Origin of the sequence: Microbacterium sp. NPDC058269 (assembly GCF_042881445.1) — a bacterium.
Lineage (GTDB): Bacteria > Actinomycetota > Actinomycetes > Actinomycetales > Microbacteriaceae > Microbacterium.
Window position 1 is genome coordinate 550,220 of the sequence record NZ_JBHVXT010000002.1, and the last position, 15,839, is coordinate 566,058.

The window sequence follows — 15,839 nt, forward strand, 5'->3', positions numbered from 1 at the left end:
CCGAGATGTCATCGCACCTCGGGACGGGCAGTCCTCACCGACGCCTCTTTGCGTCCTCCCTCCTCCGAGGTGCTCCGATTCTTCTTCTGGAGCGCACTCATGCCTCGTTCAACCCATGGCGGCCGTCACGAACTCGGCCAGAACTTCCTCACCCACCGTCCCACCCTCGCCCGCATCACCGCGCTCGTGCGACGAACCTCGGGCTCGATCCTCGAACTCGGTTGCGGTGACGGCGCCCTGACCCGCGCCCTTGCAGAGCTGGGGAGGCCACTCACCGCGATCGACGTCGACGAGCACCGCGTACACCGACTGCGACGGGCGCTTCCCGGCGTGCAGGTGGAGGTCGCCGATGCCACACGCCACCCGCTCGATGCCGAGGTCGTCGTCGGGAACATCCCCTTCCACGTCACGACCCCGATCATGCGGCGACTGCTGTCACGCGGGCGCTGGAACGACGCCGTGCTCCTGACGCAGTGGGAGGTGGCGCGCAAGCGGGCAGGTGTCGGAGGCGGCACCATGATGACCGCGCAGTCGGCCCCGTGGTTCGAGTTCTCCCTCGAGGGGAGGGTGCCCGCCTGGGGCTTCCGACCGCAGCCGAGCGTCGACGGCGGCCTGCTCGCGATCACCCGCCGCGGTTCTCCGCTCGTGCCTGTCTCCGATCGGCGGGCGTACGACGCGTTCGTCGGGGCGATGTTCACGGGGCGAGGAAGCAGCCTGCCCGCGGTCGTGGCGACAGCCGCGCGTATCCCGATGGCTCGGGCGCGGCTTGCGGTGGCGGACGTCGGAGCGGGGGAGCGGCGCCTTCCGCGCGATCTGCGTCCGGAGCACTGGGCCGCGCTCTGGCATCACGTCTCGCGGGGATGATGTGCCGAAGCCGTCGGGCTGTGCGTGCGCTCGACGGCCTCGGTCGTCACGGTCCTCAGCGTGCGAGCACCTCGCGCAGACGGGCCGCGAACTCCGCGGGATGATAGACGAATCCGGTGTGGTCGCCCGGGAAGCGGGTCGGCTCGATGCCGAGTCGCGCACCGAGCGTGGTCGTCGTGCGCTCGCAGAGCTGGTCGACCGACTCTTCGCCGATGCCGAGCGCGAGGTCGCCCCCGCGCGCTCGTAGCGTCCGGTCCGCCCCTTGCGCACAGTGGCGCCATACCCGTCGGCTGCGCGGACCGCGCCACGGCGCCCTGTCCGAGGTCGGAGGTACCCTCGACGCATGTCCGCCTTCGGAACCCTCGCGACCCCGGTCGGTGTCATCGGCGTCGTCAGCGACGGTACGGCGGTCACGCGCGTCGCGTGGCGTTCCACGCCCCCGGAGGGCAGCCTCGCCGCGTCCGAACCGGCCGCCGATCCGCTGCTCGCCGAGGCGCTCACGCAACTCGCCGCCTACTTCGATGGCACGCTGCATCGTTTCGACGTGCCGGTCGACCTCGGCGCCCAGACCCCGGCGACGCGGGCGGTGCTCACGGCGCTTCACGAGACGGTCGTGCATGGTGAGACGATCACCTATGGCGGGCTCGCCGCGCGCAGCGGCACCGAGGTTCCCGCTCGCGGGATCGGCTCGATCATGGGAGCGAATCCGGTGCCTTTGATCGTTCCCTGCCACCGGGTCGTCGCGGGCGATGGGCTCGGCGGGTACTCGGGCGGCGATGAGGGACACGGGCTCGAGACCAAGCGCTGGTTGCTGGAGCACGAAGGGGTCCTTCCGACCTCCCTGTTCTGAGTCGCTCGTTTCTGAGCGGGCGTCGCCGCCTCCGTCATCGCGTCATCGCGGAAGCGAACACCCTGCGAGAATGGACGGGCCGAGTCCCGAGCCGAGGAGCCAACGTGCAGTTCATCTCCACCCGCGGCGGCATGCAGCCGCAGTCGTTCAGCGAGACGCTGTTGGAGGGCCTCGCGCCCGACGGCGGACTGGCGGTGCCCGAGGTCATGCCGACCGTCGACGGCGAGACGCTCGAGCGCTGGCGTGCGCTGACCTACCCGCAGCTGGCGACCGAGGTGCTCGGTCTGTTCGCGACAGACATCCCGCGCGCAGACCTGGCGCGCATGACGGATGCGGCTTACGCCGACTTCCCCGACGGTGTGGTGCCGCTGCGGGCGATCGATGACGAGCTGACCCTGGTCGGGCTCTCCGAAGGCCCGACGCTCGCGTTCAAGGACATGGCCATGCAGTTCCTCGGCCAGGTGCTCGAGTACACGCTGGAGCGCAACGACGCGGTGCTCAACATCCTCGGCGCCACCTCGGGCGACACCGGTTCGGCGGCCGAGCACGCTCTGCGCGGCAAGGAGCGGGTCGCGGTGTTCATGCTCTCGCCGCAGGGGCGCATGAGTGCCTTCCAGCGCGCGCAGATGTTCTCGCTCGACGACGCGAACGTGCACAACATCGCGGTCGAGGGCGTCTTCGACGACTGCCAGAACCTCGTGAAGAAGCTCGCCGGCGACCTCGACTTCAAGCGCGCTCAGCACTTGGGAGCGGTGAACTCCATCAACCTCGCGCGCATCACGGCGCAGACCGTCTACTACTTCTGGGCCTGGTTGCGTGCGACCGACGCCGGCGGCTGGACCGAATTGTCGTTCACCGTGCCGTCGGGCAACTTCGGCAACATCCTGTCGGGGTTCTTCGCGAAGCAGATGGGGCTGCCGATTCGCCGCCTCGTGCTCGCCGCGAACGAGAACAACGTGCTCGACGAGTTCTTCCGCACCGGCGTCTACCGTCCGCGCAGCGCTGCTCAGACGCTCGCGACCTCGAGCCCCTCGATGGACATCTCCAAGGCGTCGAACCTGGAGCGCTTCATCTTCGAGTTGGTCGGCCGCGACCCCGCCCGCGTCGTGGGGGCGTGGGACGATCTCGAGGCGCAGGGACACTTCGACTTCTCCGCCGAGCAGGAGCGCTTCCTCGAAGAGTTCGGCATCGTCAGCGGCACCTCGACCCACGAGGACCGCCTCGCGACCATCCGTTCGGTGTACGAGACGACGGGCGAGGTCATCGACCCGCACACGGCCGACGGGGTCAAGGTCGCCCGCGAGTACGTCGAGCCCGGTGTGCCGATGCTCGTGCTCGAGACGGCCAAGCCCGAGAAGTTCGCCGAGACGATCCATGAGGCCATCGGCGTCGAGCTCGGCTATGCGCCGGAGCTGCAGGAGATGCTCGATGCGCCCCAGCACGTGACCGAGATGGGTGACGACGAGAACGCCCTTCGCGCCTTCATCGAGACGAACGCGCTGCACTGACCCTGCGGCAGCCGAGCTCCGCGCCCCGACCCGAGACCCACTCCCGCCGACATCGGCAGGGGTGGGTCTCGGCGTTGACCGTGAACGTGAGCGCCGCCTCCATCTTGTGCGACATGCACATTAGGTAAGGATGCTCGTGCGAATTGCACATACCGGTGCCTTGTTCTGCGTCGCTACTGTGGCGCACAACCCGTTCCTCCTCCCGAAGGATCCTCATGGCACGCACGGCGCACGCAGACGACTTCGCGCTCTCCCGAGTGACTCCCGAGGCCCGCAGACCCTGGTTCGGAATCGCCGTGCAGCGATTCGGTCAGGTCTCGGCCCTCTCGCAGTTCCTCCTCGGCGCAACCCTCGGTTACAGCATGACTTTCGGCGAGGCCGTCCTCGCCTTCCTCTTCGGCTCGCTCATCCTCGAGGTGATCATGTGCGTCGTCGGGTTCATCGGCCAGCGCGAGGGCCTCAACACCGCCCTCCTCGCACGCTGGACCGGCTTCGGCGAGATCGGAGCGTCCCTGGTCGGCCTCGCGATCGGCATCAGCCTGATCGGCTGGTTCGGCATCCAGTCGGCCATCTCGGCGCAGTCCCTCGACGCCCTCATGCCCGGCGCCCTGCCGGTCTGGGCCTGGAGCCTCATCTTCGGGCTCGCCGTCACCGCGATCGTGGCATTCGGCTTCGTCGGGATGCAGTGGCTCGCGAACATCACCGTTCCCCTGTTCCTCATCCTGGTCGGCTGGTCGGTCATCACCGAGCTGAGCCGTCACGACATCGGCGAGCTGCTCACGGGCCCCGCTCCCGGCCCCACCATGAGCGTCTGGGCCGGAACCGGCATCGTCGCGGGTGGCCTCATCGTCGGTGCGATCATCACGGGTGACATGACCCGCTTCAACCGCTCGCGTGCCGACGTCATCAAGCAGACCGTCCTCGGCGTCTCCCTCGGAGAGTTCGTGATCGGTCTCGCCGGCGTGCTGCTGGCCCATGCGGCCGCCACGGGCGACATCGTCGCGATCGTGACCTCGTCGGTCGGCTTCATCGGACTGTTCATCGTGCTCACCGGCACCCTGAAGATCAACGACTGGAACCTGTACTCCTCGACACTCGGGCTCGTGAACTTCATCTCCACCGCGTTCGGCAAGAACCTGCACCGCGTCACCACGACGATCGTGCTGGGCATCGTGGGTTCCATCCTCGCCGCGGTCGGCATCCTCGGACAGTTCACCGAGTTCCTGATCGTGCTGAGCGTCGCGTTCCCGCCGATCGCCGGCATCATGGTCGCCGAGTACTACGTGGTGCGCCGTTGGCGTCCCGACCTCGATGCGACCCGCGAAGCCGGTACCCTCCCCGCGACCGCTCCGCGCATCGTCCCGGCGACGATCGTCGTGTGGCTGGTCTCCGCGCTGGTCGGCTACTTCGTCACGTGGGGCATCCCGTCGCTGCTCAGCCTCTTCCTCTCGATGGCGCTGTACATCGTGGCGGGCAAGCTCGGCTGGGTGCGCGGTGTCGGCGTCGCAACCACGCGACAGGCGACCCCGGTCGAAGAAGCAGCAGCGGCCTGAGCCCCCCGAGACAGACATCCCCACAGGAAAGCGAGAATCATGCACATCGGCATCGACGTCGGCGGCACCAACACCGACGCAGTCCTCATGGACGGCACCCGCACGCTGGCGGGAGTGAAGCACTCGACCACCTCGGACGTCACCAGCGGCATCATCCAGGCGATCGAGGACCTGCGCGATGGGCACACGTTCGAGGGCGCCGACATCGATGCCGTCATGATCGGCACGACGCACTTCATCAACGCGCTCGTGCAGGCCAGCCGTCTGGCCCCGGTCGCGGCTCTGCGGCTCGGTCTCCCCGCGACGCGCGCGCTGCCGCCGCTGATCGATTGGCCCGAGGTGCTCGTCGAGGCCACGCAGGCCCGCAGCTATCTCGCCCACGGCGGCTACGAGTTCGATGGTCGGCCCATCTCGCCTCTCGACCCCGACGAGATCCGGGCGCACGCCGAGGACATGAAAGCGCACGGCATCCGCTCGGTCGCCATCTCCTCGGTGTTCAGCCCGGTCAACCATGACCTCGAGGTGCGGGCGGCGGAGATCGTCGCGGAGGTGCTGGGGGCGGATGCCGCCATCTCGCTGTCCCACGAGATCGGACGCATCGGGCTCCTGGAGCGCGAGAACGCCACCATCATCAACGCCGCCCTGCGGGAGCTCGCATCGGAGATCGTCGATGGACTCACCTCGGCCGTGCGCGCCCAGGGCATCGAGGCGCCGATCTTCCTCAGCCAGAATGACGGCACGCTCATGGACGAGGAGTACGTGCGCCGCTACCCGGTCGCGACCTTCGCTTCCGGTCCGACCAACTCGATGCGCGGGGCAGCGGCCACGAGCGGCCTCGACGACTGCGCGGTGATCGATGTGGGCGGCACCACGGCCGACATCGGGCTGCTGATCAACGGCTTCCCGCGTGAGACGGCGAACGAGGTGAAGGTCGCGGGCATCCGCACGAACTTCCGGATGCCCGATGTGCTCTCGCTCGGCATCGGCGGCGGCAGCATCGTCGACGAGGAGACAGCTGAAGTCGGACCGGCTTCGGTCGGCTACATGCTGACCACGGAGGCACTGGTCTTCGGCGGATCGACCCTGACCGCCACGGACATCGCGGTCGCGGCCGGACGTGCACAGGTGGGCGATCCGAGCAAGGTCGCACACCTCGACCCGGTGTTCGTCGCACGAGTGCTCGCCCGCATCGCCGAGCGCGTCTCCGAGGCCGTCGACCGCATGCGGACGTCGCCCGAGCCCATCGCGGTGGTCGCGGTCGGCGGTGGATCCATCCTGCTCCCCGACGAACTGCCGTTGTTCGGCACAGTGCATCGCCCCGAGAACTACGCGGTGGCGAACGCCATCGGCGCCTCGATCGCGCAGGTCGGCGGCGAGATCGACAAGGTCTACGCGATCGAACCCGGTCGTCGAGACGAGACGATCGCCGAGGTACGGGCAGAGGCAGTCGACAAGGCGATCGCGGCGGGCGCCAAGCCCTCGACCGTGTCGATCATCGACTTCGACGAGGTGCCCATCCCGTACCTTCCCGGCAACGCGACGCGCATCCGCGTGAAGGCCGTCGGCGACCTCGACATGGGAGCGTGACATGAGCTGGACCATCACTCCCGCCCACATCGACGGACTCGCCCGCGGCGCCGCCGTGCTCGGCACCGGCGGCGGTGGAGACCCGTACATCGGTGCGCTCCTCGCTCGTCAGGCGCTGACTGCCGGCGACGTCACCGTGGTGGGCCTGGACGAAGTGCCCGACGACGCGCTCGTGCTGTTCGTCGCGATGATGGGAGCACCGACCGTCATGGTCGAGAAGCTGCCGAGTCTTGCCGAGGTCGTCGAGCCGGTCAAGGCGCTCAGCGTGCACCTCGGCCGTCCGATCACGCACATCGCCTGCGCAGAGGTCGGTGGAGTCAACTCGACCATCCCGATCGCTGCGGCCGCAGCCCTCGGTCTTCCGCTGGTCGACGCCGACGGCATGGGACGTGCGTTCCCCGAGCTGCAGATGGTGCTCCCGACGTTGTACGGCGTGACCGCATCACCCCTCGCGTTCAGCGATGAGAAGGGCAACACCGGGGTACTGCAGACGGTCGACAACTCCTGGACCGAACGCATCGCCCGCGTGGCCTGCGTCGAGATGGGCTGTTCGGTCATGATCTCGGGATTCTCGATGTCGGGCACCGCTGCGCGGGAATCCCTCGTCTCGGGCTCGCTCTCTCGCTGTATCGAGATCGGTCAGCACATCGCCACCGCGCGCGACGAGAAGACCGACCCCGTCGACGCGGTCGTCGCCCTCCTGGGCGGGCGCGAACTCTTCGACGGCAAGGTCGTCGACGTGCACCGGGCCACCACGACCGGCTTCGCCCGCGGACGTGCGCGCATCGACGCAGACGCCGGTGCGACGCTGACTCTGCAGTTCCAGAACGAGCATCTGGTGGCCGAGGCCGACGGGGATGTCCTCGCCACCACTCCCGACCTGATCATGGTGCTCGACGGCGAGTCCGGCGAGCCGATCACGACCGAGGCGCTGCGCTACGGGCAGCGGGTGCGGGTGATCGCAGCCCCCGCCGATGAGCGCTGGCACTCGGAGGCGGCGCTCGCGATGGTCGGCCCCGGCTACTTCGGCTACGACATGCCTGCACATCGGTTCGATGGCAGCATCTCCGCCGGAGCCGTCCCGGCGGGAGCTGCGGCATGAGCTGGCAACTCACCGCCGCAGACCTCCCCGACCTCGCCCGCGGCGCGACCCTGCTCGGCACCGGGGGTGGAGGCGATCCGTACATCGGCAAGATGCTCGTCGAGCGCGTGCTGGGGGAGGGGAGCATCACGATCCTCGACCCGGACGAGCTCGCCGACGACCTGTTCGTGATCCCGACCGCGCAGATGGGCGCGCCCACCGTGATGATCGAGAAGATCCCCGCCGGCACGGAGCCCACCCTGGCCCTGCGGACCCTCGAGGAGCATCTCGGGCGGAAAGCTGATGCCACCATGCCGATCGAGTGCGGCGGCATCAACTCGATGATCCCGCTCATCGTCGCGGCCGAGACCGGGCTGCCGGTGGTCGATGCCGACGGTATGGGTCGGGCCTTCCCTGAACTGTCGATGGAGACCTTCGCTGTGTACGGCGTGCACGGGTCGCCCCTCGCGCTCGCGGGAGAGCGGGGGGAGAGGGTCGTGATCGACACGGGTGACGACGACCGGCAGATGGAGTGGCTCGCCCGCGGCATCACGATCCGTCTCGGTGGCGTCGGACACATCGCCGAGTACGCGATGACCGGAGCCGACGTGCGACGCACGGCCGTTCCGCGCACGATCTCCATGGCTCTCGCGCTCGGTCGCGCTATCCGGATCGCCCGCGAAGAGCACCGTTCCCCGTTCGAGGCGATCGCTCAGACGCTCTCGGCCACCCTTTACCCGCACCTGCGCGAGCTCTGCGTCGGCAAGGTCATCGACGTCGAGCGGCGCACGACCGAGGGCTTTGCGAAGGGGCGTGCGGTCATCGCGCCGCAGGGGGCGGACGAGGGCGACACGTTCGAGATCTCGTTCCAGAACGAGAACCTCATCGCACACCGCGGCGAGACGCTCGTGGCGATCGTGCCGGATCTGATCTGCGTGGTCGATCACGAGACGGCCGAGCCGATCACGACGGAGGGCCTCCGCTATGGGCAGCGTGTGCGGGTGCTCGGGATCTCCACCCCGGAGATGATGCGCACACCCGACGCGCTCGCCGCATTCGGTCCGTCCGCGTTCGGCCTCACGGCGGAGTTCGTTCCGCTCGAGACGCTGGCCGCGGGTGAGGACGTTTCTCCCTAGGCTGGAGCGCATGATGCTGCAGCGGGACGACCTCACGGCGCTCGCCCGCGGCTATGCCCTGCTCGGCTCCGGCGGCGGCGGGTCGACGACCATGCTCGAGCTGATGCTCGCCGGAGCCAGGGGGTGGCCGATCGAGGTCTCGCCGATCTCGGCGCTCGACCCGGCCACGCCCTGTCTCGGGGTCGCCTTCGTCGGCTCGACCATGCTCCTGGAGGAGCGGCTTCCGGGCACGGATCCCTTCGCCCGGCTCCTCAGCGCCGTCGAACGGTGGATCGGTCATCCGGTTCCCGCGGTCTGCTCCCTCGAGGGCGGCGGCATGAACGGCCTCGCGCCGCTGACGCTGTCCGGGACGCACGTCGTGGTCGACGCGGATTGCACCGGCCGCGCCGTGCCGGGGCTCGACCAGATGTCGCTGTTCGTGGATCGCGTCCCCGGCCTCGTGTTCGCGTGCGACACCGGTGCCGACGGGGTCGCACTCGTCGAGGCGCACCGGGCGATCGATGCCGAAAGGGTCGTGCGGTCGGCGATCATCCAGGCGGGCGGGGTCGGCTGCGCCGTGCTGGGCGGCTTCACCGTCGGCGACTTGAGAGAGCACGCGATCGGCGGGCACCTCGCCCACGCGCTCGAGCTCGGCAGGGCCTATCTCGGCGCCGCGACCGCTCCGCTTCCTCTGCTCGCCGATGCACTGGGGGCGGAGCTCCTCGCCGAGGGGCGCATCGTCTCCGTCTCCTCGTCGGCCCAAGACCCGCACGTGAACGCGGTGGAGATCAGCGGTCTCGCCGGGGCGGTTCACCGGGTGGTCAGCCGCTCCGAGACTCTGGCCGTGCTCACCGACGGCCGTCTGGTGGCGTCCGCCCCGACGATCATCGTGGTCGTCGATGCGATATCGCGAGAGATTCTCGAGGTGACCGAGCTCCGACTCGCGCGAAACGTCGCGGTCCTCGCCGTCCCGGCACCCGAATGGTGGAACGCCCGGCCCGACCGACGTTCAAAGGTGCTGCCCTCCGCCTACGGTCTCGATGATCTGGACGCGGCGTGAACGAGAAGCTGCAGTTGAGTGCGCTGCTCGCCCACGCCGAGAACGGCGGCCTCCGACGTGTCGCAGGGCCTGCCGGCATGGCCTGGGAAGCCGTGGCGGTGGGGGCCGGCGAGGCAGAGCTGACCGAGGGCGGCGCCGACCTGCTCGCGATCGTCACGGCGTCCGCCCCGACGTCGACCTGGCAGCAGGACGCGCTGCTGCGTCGGTTGCGCGACCGCGGGTACACGGGACTCGCCCTCTCGGGGGCCGCCTCGTTCGATGCGGGCGCGTTCCGCCTCGCGGACCGGATCGGTCTGTGCCTGCTGGACGTCGACCGTCCGATCCAGCTCGCGAAGGCCTGCTGGATGCTGCTCGAGGCGCGCGATGCGCTCACCCTCAGCCAGGTGCGCAAGGTGGCCCAGTCGTTCGAGTACGCCGCCGATGACCTGGCAGACCTTCTCGGTCACATCGCGGCGAACCTCGGCGTCGGTGCCGCTCTGATCGATTCGTCGGGAGTGCTGCAGGAGGCAGGCGCTCATCTCGACGAGCGGCTGCACGCCGCGATCGGGTTCGACTCATGGCTCGACCGGGCGAGCAGCGGAGATGCCGCAGCCGCGTCGGTGCGCGTGGACAGTCCGGGGCGCAGCGGTCTGCGGCTCGTGCTCTTCGGGCAGGGCCTCGGTGAGGCGCAGGTGCAGTCGCTCTCGGTCGCCGCCGAGGTCGCGATGCCCGCGGTCGCGGCGCGCATCCTGATCGACGAGGTGGCGGCGGTGAACGACGTCGCCGTCTCTTCCGGACTGCTGCGCGACTTCGTCGACCTGCATGGCGCGCCCGACGCCGATGTCGAGCGACGCATGGTCGAGCGCGGCTGGCGCACCGGCGGACACCACCTCGGGTTCCGGATGGTCGCGAGAGGACGACTCGATTCCTTCTCCCTGCTGCGCACGGTCAGCGCCGGACTCAGCGCCATCGACGGCGAGGCGCACGCGACGACCGCCGGTCGAGGGCTGAGCGGGTGGTTGACCTTCCCCGAGTCGCCTGACCCGGATCGGGTGGAGAGAGCCGTCGCCGCTCTGCGCGAACTTCACCTGGCCGCGCTGCGCGACTTCGCGGTCGCGACCGGTATCGGCTCGGTGCAGGGGGGACCGGAAGGCCTCGCCACCACCCTCGACGAGGCGGGGGATGCGGCGCGCATCGCGGCTTCACGCTCCGCGACAGGATGGTTCGTGCGCGTCGACAGCCTCGGTCTGGAGCAGCTTCTGCTGGCCTGGACCGGTAACGACACGTTCGTCCCGGCTGCGGAGTCGCTGCTCGCGCCGTTGCGCGACGGAGGGGGCGAGTTGCTCACCACCCTCTCCGCGTATCTCGACCACGAGTCGGGCATCGCCGCGACAGCCACGGCCCTGGGCGTGCACCGCAACACCGTGGCCGTGCGGATCCGCCGTGTGCAGGAACTCCTCGGGATCGACATGTCCGATCCGGAGGCGCGCCTCGCCCTGCATCTCGCGTGTCGCGCGGTGCGGGTGAGCTGACCCCGACGAGCCTCACTCCTCCGGGTCGCCGTGCAGCATCCACGGGATGCCGAACCGGTCGATGAGCATCCCGAAGAGGCCGCCCCACGGCGGGACATCGAGGGGCATCGTGATCGTCGCCCCGTCGGAGAGCCTGTCCCACACGGTCCGGGTGGTGGCCGCCGTGTTGCCGCTCAGCGAGACCGAGAACCCCTGCGGTTTCTCATACGGCATGCCGTCGGGGGAGTCGGACCCCATCAGCACGAGACCCTCCGGAGTGTCCAACTGCGCGTGCATGACGAGATCCTTCTGGCTCGGATCCTGCACCATGTCGGGGAACTCGCCGAAGGTGTTGATCACGAGGTCGCCGCCGAGGACGCTCTGATAGAACTCCATCGCCTCCCTGGCCTCGGTGCGGAAGGAGAGATACGGGTTGAGAGCAGGCATGAAGACTCCAGGAGTGTGCGAAAGGGTCACGACCGGTACCGCTGAGGCTCAGTCTGCGCCGGGGTCGTGGGGTCCGCAAGAGGGGGGGCGACGGAGGGCGACGAGGCGGGGCAGCGGGGTCAGGCCGGGAGCGCCCTGACTGCGGCCGTGAGCACCTGGGGGACGGTCGGGACACCGGCGGCACGGAAGACTTCGGCACCGGCTGAATCACGGACGATCACCGTCGGCGTGAACCCGATGTCGAGCTTGTCGGCGGCATCCGGATCCTGAGCGACGTCGATCTCGGTGACCGTCGCATCAGGGAGGAATCGCGCCGCCTCGGTGAGCACTGCCCGCGTACGCGCGCAGGCGCCGCAGAACGACGACGACACCAGGGTCAGTTCCATGCGCACCTCCTCCGACGCACCTCGCGCCACCACGGATGCAACCTTCATCCGCCTTGCCCTGTTCCCGCAGGACGGCGGGGCGTGGTCCGGTGACCGCACGCCGCACGCGCGGTCGGCGTCGCATCAGGACACCGCCCTCGGTCGAGGCCGAACGTGTGCTTCATGAGGGCGCCTACGTCGCGGTCGAGCGCGCGGCGAGCCATTCGGTGAAGGTCTGGCGTCCGAGATCGGCGTCAGGACCGGGGAGAGCATGCCCCGCTCTCATGCCGGCCATCTGCGGCCCCGGCACGTTGAGTCTCGGTATCCATCCGCGGAATCCCGTCCGCCGCGCGAACGCGCGCACCATGTCGGACAACTGCTCTTCCCGAGGGCCGGCGAGGTCACGCACGCGTCCCTGCGGATCGGCAATGGCGAGTGCTGCGAGACGCGCGCCCACTTCGCTCGCGGCCACGGGTTGTGTACGCGCGTTCGGGGCGACGTGTATCGGTCCCAGCTTCGCGCGTTCGAACATCTGCTCCGCGAACTCATGGAACTGCGTGGCCCGCAGGATCGTCCACGGCACGCGCGACGCCCCGACGACCTTCTCCTGGGCGATCTTGCCGGCGTAGTAGTCATAGGGAATGCGGTCGATCCCGACGATCGACAGCAGCACGATCTGTGTGACCCCCGCATTCGCCGCCGCTGAGACGAGGTTTCCGGTCGCAGCGGTGAAGAACTCGATGGCGGCGCTCGCCTTGAGAGTCTCGATGCTCGCGACGTCGATCACCGCGTCGGCACCGGCCAGGGCATAGTCCAGACCCTTTCCGGTCACCAGGTCGACTCCCTGCGATCGGCTGAGGACGACCGCGTCGTGCCCCGCTCGGCGCACCGCCTCGACGGTGTGCCGACCGACCGTCCCGGTTCCTCCTGCGACGGCGATCCTCATATGTGTTCTCCTTCGTCTCGGTACATCCTTCTCCTCTTCGGGGATGCCGTCGACCGCCTCGTGAGATGTCGGCTTACCCGCGGGCATGACGCCCACGCTGGGTACGATGGCGACTGTGACCACATCGACCGTGCGCCCTGACATCGCCGAGCGGCTTTCGCAGATGATCCGGATCCCGACGGTCTCGGCCGAGCTCGACGAACGCGGCCCGGCTCCGTTCGAGGAGTTCGTCGCGCTGATCGCCGAGCTCTACCCGCTGACGCACGAGAAGCTGCGCCTCGAACGGCACACCGACTTCGGGCTGCTGTTCCATTGGCGGGGGAGCGGCGGGGCGTCCGATGAACCCGTCGTCCTGATGGCGCACTACGACGTCGTCCCCGTCGACGAGAGCGACGCCTGGACCCACCCGCCCTTCGCCGGGGTGATCTCCGACGGCTCGGTCTACGGACGAGGTGCCCTCGACGACAAGGGCCCGCTGATCGTGATCCTCGAGGCGGTCGAGAATCTGCTCGCCGACGGCTTCGTCCCGTCCCGTGACGTGTACCTCTCGTTCGGAGGGAACGAGGAGACCTACGGACGCGCAGCCGAGGAGATCGCTCGGGTGCTGCGCGACCGCGGCGTCGTCCCGTGGCTCGTGGTCGATGAGGGCGGGGCCGTCGTCGACGCACCCCTGCCCTTCGTTCCTGGTCGAGCAGCGATGATCGGGGTCGGCGAGAAGGGTGTGATGACGCTGCGCCTGTCCGCGCGCGGCGACGGCGGGCACGCCTCCGCGCCGCCCTCGCTGACGGCGGTTCGACGCGTCGCCAGGGCCGTGGACCGACTCGGTCCCACCACGTTCCGTCCCCGCGCGTCGAAGGCGATCCAGCGGATGCTGTCGCAACTGGCCGCGCAGACTCCGGGACCTGCCCGGCACCTGCTGCGGCTCCTCGGATCGGCGCCGCTGCTGACCGCGCAGGTCTTCGCCGCGCTCGGCGGCGAACCGGCGGCCCTCGTGCGCACCACCGTCGCTCCGACCATGCAGTCCGGCGGCACCGCGGCGAACGTGCTGCCGTCGCAGGCATCCGCCACCGTCAACCTGCGCATCGCGCTCGGGGAGACGACGCAGCAGACCGTGTTCCGGGTGCGCCGCCGCATCCGCGATCCGCTCGTCGCCGTGGAGGTCGTCGAGGCGAGCGAGCCGTCGCCGGAGTCGCCGACCGACAACGCGCAGTTCGCCCTCCTCGCCGAGGCGCTCGACGTGGCATTCCCCGGCGTTCCCGCCGTGCCGTACGTGATGATGGCGGCCACCGACTCTCGGCACTTCCACCGCTTCTCTCCGGCCGTGTACCGCTTCGCGCCGTTGGACATGTCGAACGCGCAGCGCGCCTCGATCCACGGTGTGGATGAGAGCGTCGAGATCGCCGCCCTGGAGCGCGGAGAGCGATTCCATCGGGTGCTGCTCGAACGGCTAGGGTGATCTCACCCTCCCCTCGGACCGTGCCGGGGGACCCGACGCAGAAGCAGGAGACGCGATGACGCGCACCCGCACCTTGGGCACCCTCGCCGCGGTCGTCGGCTTCCTCGCCTTCGTGGAGTTCACGAGTGGCGTGCTGCAGGGGTACTACACCCCGATGCTCACCGACATCGCCCGTCACCTCGGGATCCACGACGCCGACGTGAACTGGCTCGAGGGCACGCAGCTGATGCTGTCGGCGCTCGTCGTCCCGGCGTTCGCGAAGCTCGGCGACATGGTCGGGCACAAGCGGATGCTGCTGATCTCGACCGCGGTCACCGCAGCGGCCGCCCTGGTGCTGCCCTTCACGGATTCGTTCCCCGTCTTCCTCGCGGCGTGGGCGCTGATGGGCTTCTACGTGGTCTGGCTTCCGCTGGAGATCGCGTTGATCTGGTCGCGCTCGCGTCGGATGGAGGGCCGTTCGTCGATCACCGCCAAGGCCGCCGGCCTCCTCGTCGCCGCCCTCGAAGGCGGAGCGATCATCGGCGCGCTCGTCGGCGGTGCCCTCATCGATGTCCTCCCGCTCACGGTCGTGCTGCTGATCCCGGCCGTCCTGATCGTGGTGTGCTTCTTCGTGATCCTGTTCGGCGTCGAGGAGTCGCCTGAGCCGACGGGTGGCATCTTCGACACGGTCGGCCTCGTGCTCATCTCCCTCGCCCTCGTCTGCTTCACCGGTGGTCTCAGCCTGCTCCGCCTCGAGGGCGGTCTGGTGAACCCGTGGTCCTGGGCGGTGGTGGTCCTCGGCGTCCTGCTGGTGATCCCGTTCGTGGTCTGGGAGCTCCGCTGCGATGACCCGCTGATCGATGTGCGCATGTTCCGCTCACCCGCGCTCGGCCCGGTGTTCCTCACCGCCGGACTCTTCGGAGTCAGTGTGCTCGGCGCGCAGGCCCCGCTGTCGACGTTCGCGCGTACCGATCCGGAGGTCTACGGCTACGGTCTCGGCACGAGCGGCTTCGCGACGTCGCTGATCATCGGCGTCTATCTGATCGCCATGATCGCGGGTGCACTGCTGTTCCCGACCATCGCTCGGAAGGCGACTCCGCGGGTGACGCTGATGGGGGCGTCCGTGCTGGTCGGCCTCGGCTTCCTCCTCTTCCTCCCGTTCCACGACACCTACGCGCAGGTCATCACGAACATGGTGGTCGTCGGCCTCGGGTCCGGAGCACTGGTCGCGGCGCTCCCCGCGGCAGCGGCATCCGCGGCTCCGGCCACGCAGACCGGCGTCGCGACGGGGCTGACCAATTCGGTCAAGACCGTGGGCGGCGCGATCGCCTCGTGCGTGTTCGGCATCGCGCTTCTGCACGGCGTCGCGTCGACTGCTGGTGCGAGCGAGGGCACTGCCGGATCGCTCGCCGGCTACTTCACGGTGTGGATCGTCTGCGGAGTGACCGCGCTGATCGCCGCCGTGATCCTCGTGTTCGTCCCGAAGACCGCGTTCACCGACCGTTCCGTCGAGACCGTGGCCGCCCCGGCGCTCTGAT

15 protein-coding genes are annotated in these 15,839 nt (G+C 69.3%); 12 read left to right on the forward strand and 3 right to left on the reverse strand.

Features of this window, described 5'->3' with window-relative positions; genetic code table 11:
- Nucleotides 1–99 precede the first annotated feature (99 nt).
- From ACFVWL_RS10985 to ACFVWL_RS11030, 10 genes are all read left to right on the forward strand, one after another.
- Entirely contained in the window at nucleotides 100–864 is a 765-nt protein-coding gene (locus ACFVWL_RS10985) for a ribosomal RNA small subunit methyltransferase A (RefSeq protein WP_387182313.1), read from the forward strand.
- A 100-nt stretch (nucleotides 865–964) separates the two neighbouring features.
- Nucleotides 965–1,111 (forward strand): hypothetical protein, encoded by a 147-nt coding sequence (locus tag ACFVWL_RS10990; protein WP_387182316.1) that lies wholly within the window; start codon nucleotides 965–967, stop codon nucleotides 1,109–1,111.
- A gap of 96 nt (nucleotides 1,112–1,207) precedes the next feature.
- Complete coding sequence (locus ACFVWL_RS10995) at nucleotides 1,208–1,714, forward strand: methylated-DNA--[protein]-cysteine S-methyltransferase (RefSeq protein WP_387182319.1); 507 nt, start codon at nucleotides 1,208–1,210, stop codon at nucleotides 1,712–1,714.
- A gap of 104 nt (nucleotides 1,715–1,818) precedes the next feature.
- Nucleotides 1,819–3,222: a threonine synthase gene (gene thrC / locus ACFVWL_RS11000; RefSeq protein WP_387182321.1), complete on the forward strand. Its 1,404-nt coding sequence runs from the start codon at nucleotides 1,819–1,821 to the stop codon at nucleotides 3,220–3,222.
- A 215-nt stretch (nucleotides 3,223–3,437) separates the two neighbouring features.
- The gene (locus ACFVWL_RS11005; protein ID WP_387182324.1) at nucleotides 3,438–4,775 is read left to right on the forward strand and encodes a purine-cytosine permease family protein; all 1,338 of its coding nucleotides are present in this window, start codon (nucleotides 3,438–3,440) and stop codon (nucleotides 4,773–4,775) included.
- A gap of 39 nt (nucleotides 4,776–4,814) precedes the next feature.
- A complete protein-coding gene (locus ACFVWL_RS11010; RefSeq protein WP_387182327.1) occupies nucleotides 4,815–6,362 on the forward strand; it encodes a hydantoinase/oxoprolinase N-terminal domain-containing protein in 1,548 nt (515 codons plus the stop codon).
- Nucleotide 6,363: 1 nt separating this feature from the next.
- The gene (locus ACFVWL_RS11015; protein WP_387182330.1) at nucleotides 6,364–7,464 is read left to right on the forward strand and encodes a DUF917 domain-containing protein; all 1,101 of its coding nucleotides are present in this window, start codon (nucleotides 6,364–6,366) and stop codon (nucleotides 7,462–7,464) included.
- The gene (locus ACFVWL_RS11020) at nucleotides 7,461–8,579 is read left to right on the forward strand and encodes a DUF917 domain-containing protein (protein ID WP_387182333.1); all 1,119 of its coding nucleotides are present in this window, start codon (nucleotides 7,461–7,463) and stop codon (nucleotides 8,577–8,579) included. Before ACFVWL_RS11015 ends, ACFVWL_RS11020 begins: the two co-directional genes overlap by 4 nt.
- 10 nt (nucleotides 8,580–8,589) lie before the next feature.
- Nucleotides 8,590–9,618, forward strand: a complete 1,029-nt coding sequence (locus ACFVWL_RS11025) for a DUF917 family protein (protein WP_387182336.1) — start codon at nucleotides 8,590–8,592, stop codon at nucleotides 9,616–9,618.
- Nucleotides 9,615–11,129, forward strand: a complete 1,515-nt coding sequence (locus tag ACFVWL_RS11030) for a PucR family transcriptional regulator (protein WP_387182338.1) — start codon at nucleotides 9,615–9,617, stop codon at nucleotides 11,127–11,129. The genes ACFVWL_RS11025 and ACFVWL_RS11030 overlap by 4 nt, the downstream gene beginning before the upstream one ends.
- 12 nt (nucleotides 11,130–11,141) lie before the next feature.
- On the opposite strand, the gene ACFVWL_RS11035 is transcribed toward ACFVWL_RS11030, so the two are convergent.
- The 3 genes from ACFVWL_RS11035 to ACFVWL_RS11045 all read right to left on the reverse strand — a co-directional run bounded on the left by ACFVWL_RS11035 (nucleotide 11,142) and on the right by ACFVWL_RS11045 (nucleotide 12,866).
- Complete coding sequence (locus tag ACFVWL_RS11035; protein ID WP_387182340.1) at nucleotides 11,142–11,555, reverse strand: VOC family protein; 414 nt, start codon at nucleotides 11,553–11,555, stop codon at nucleotides 11,142–11,144.
- A 119-nt stretch (nucleotides 11,556–11,674) separates the two neighbouring features.
- Nucleotides 11,675–11,941, reverse strand: a complete 267-nt coding sequence (locus ACFVWL_RS11040; protein ID WP_387182343.1) for a glutaredoxin family protein — start codon at nucleotides 11,939–11,941, stop codon at nucleotides 11,675–11,677.
- Nucleotides 11,942–12,113: 172 nt separating this feature from the next.
- Complete coding sequence (locus tag ACFVWL_RS11045) at nucleotides 12,114–12,866, reverse strand: SDR family oxidoreductase (RefSeq protein ID WP_387182345.1); 753 nt, start codon at nucleotides 12,864–12,866, stop codon at nucleotides 12,114–12,116.
- Between the two features lie 106 nt (nucleotides 12,867–12,972).
- On the opposite strand from ACFVWL_RS11045, the gene ACFVWL_RS11050 reads away from it, so the two are divergent.
- Together ACFVWL_RS11050 and ACFVWL_RS11055 are read left to right on the forward strand one after the other, a co-directional pair.
- The gene (locus ACFVWL_RS11050; protein WP_387182347.1) at nucleotides 12,973–14,322 is read left to right on the forward strand and encodes a M20/M25/M40 family metallo-hydrolase; all 1,350 of its coding nucleotides are present in this window, start codon (nucleotides 12,973–12,975) and stop codon (nucleotides 14,320–14,322) included.
- Between the two features lie 55 nt (nucleotides 14,323–14,377).
- On the forward strand, nucleotides 14,378–15,838 hold the full coding sequence (locus tag ACFVWL_RS11055) for an MFS transporter (protein ID WP_387182349.1): 1,461 nt from the start codon (nucleotides 14,378–14,380) through the stop codon (nucleotides 15,836–15,838).
- Nucleotide 15,839: the final 1 nt, after the last annotated feature.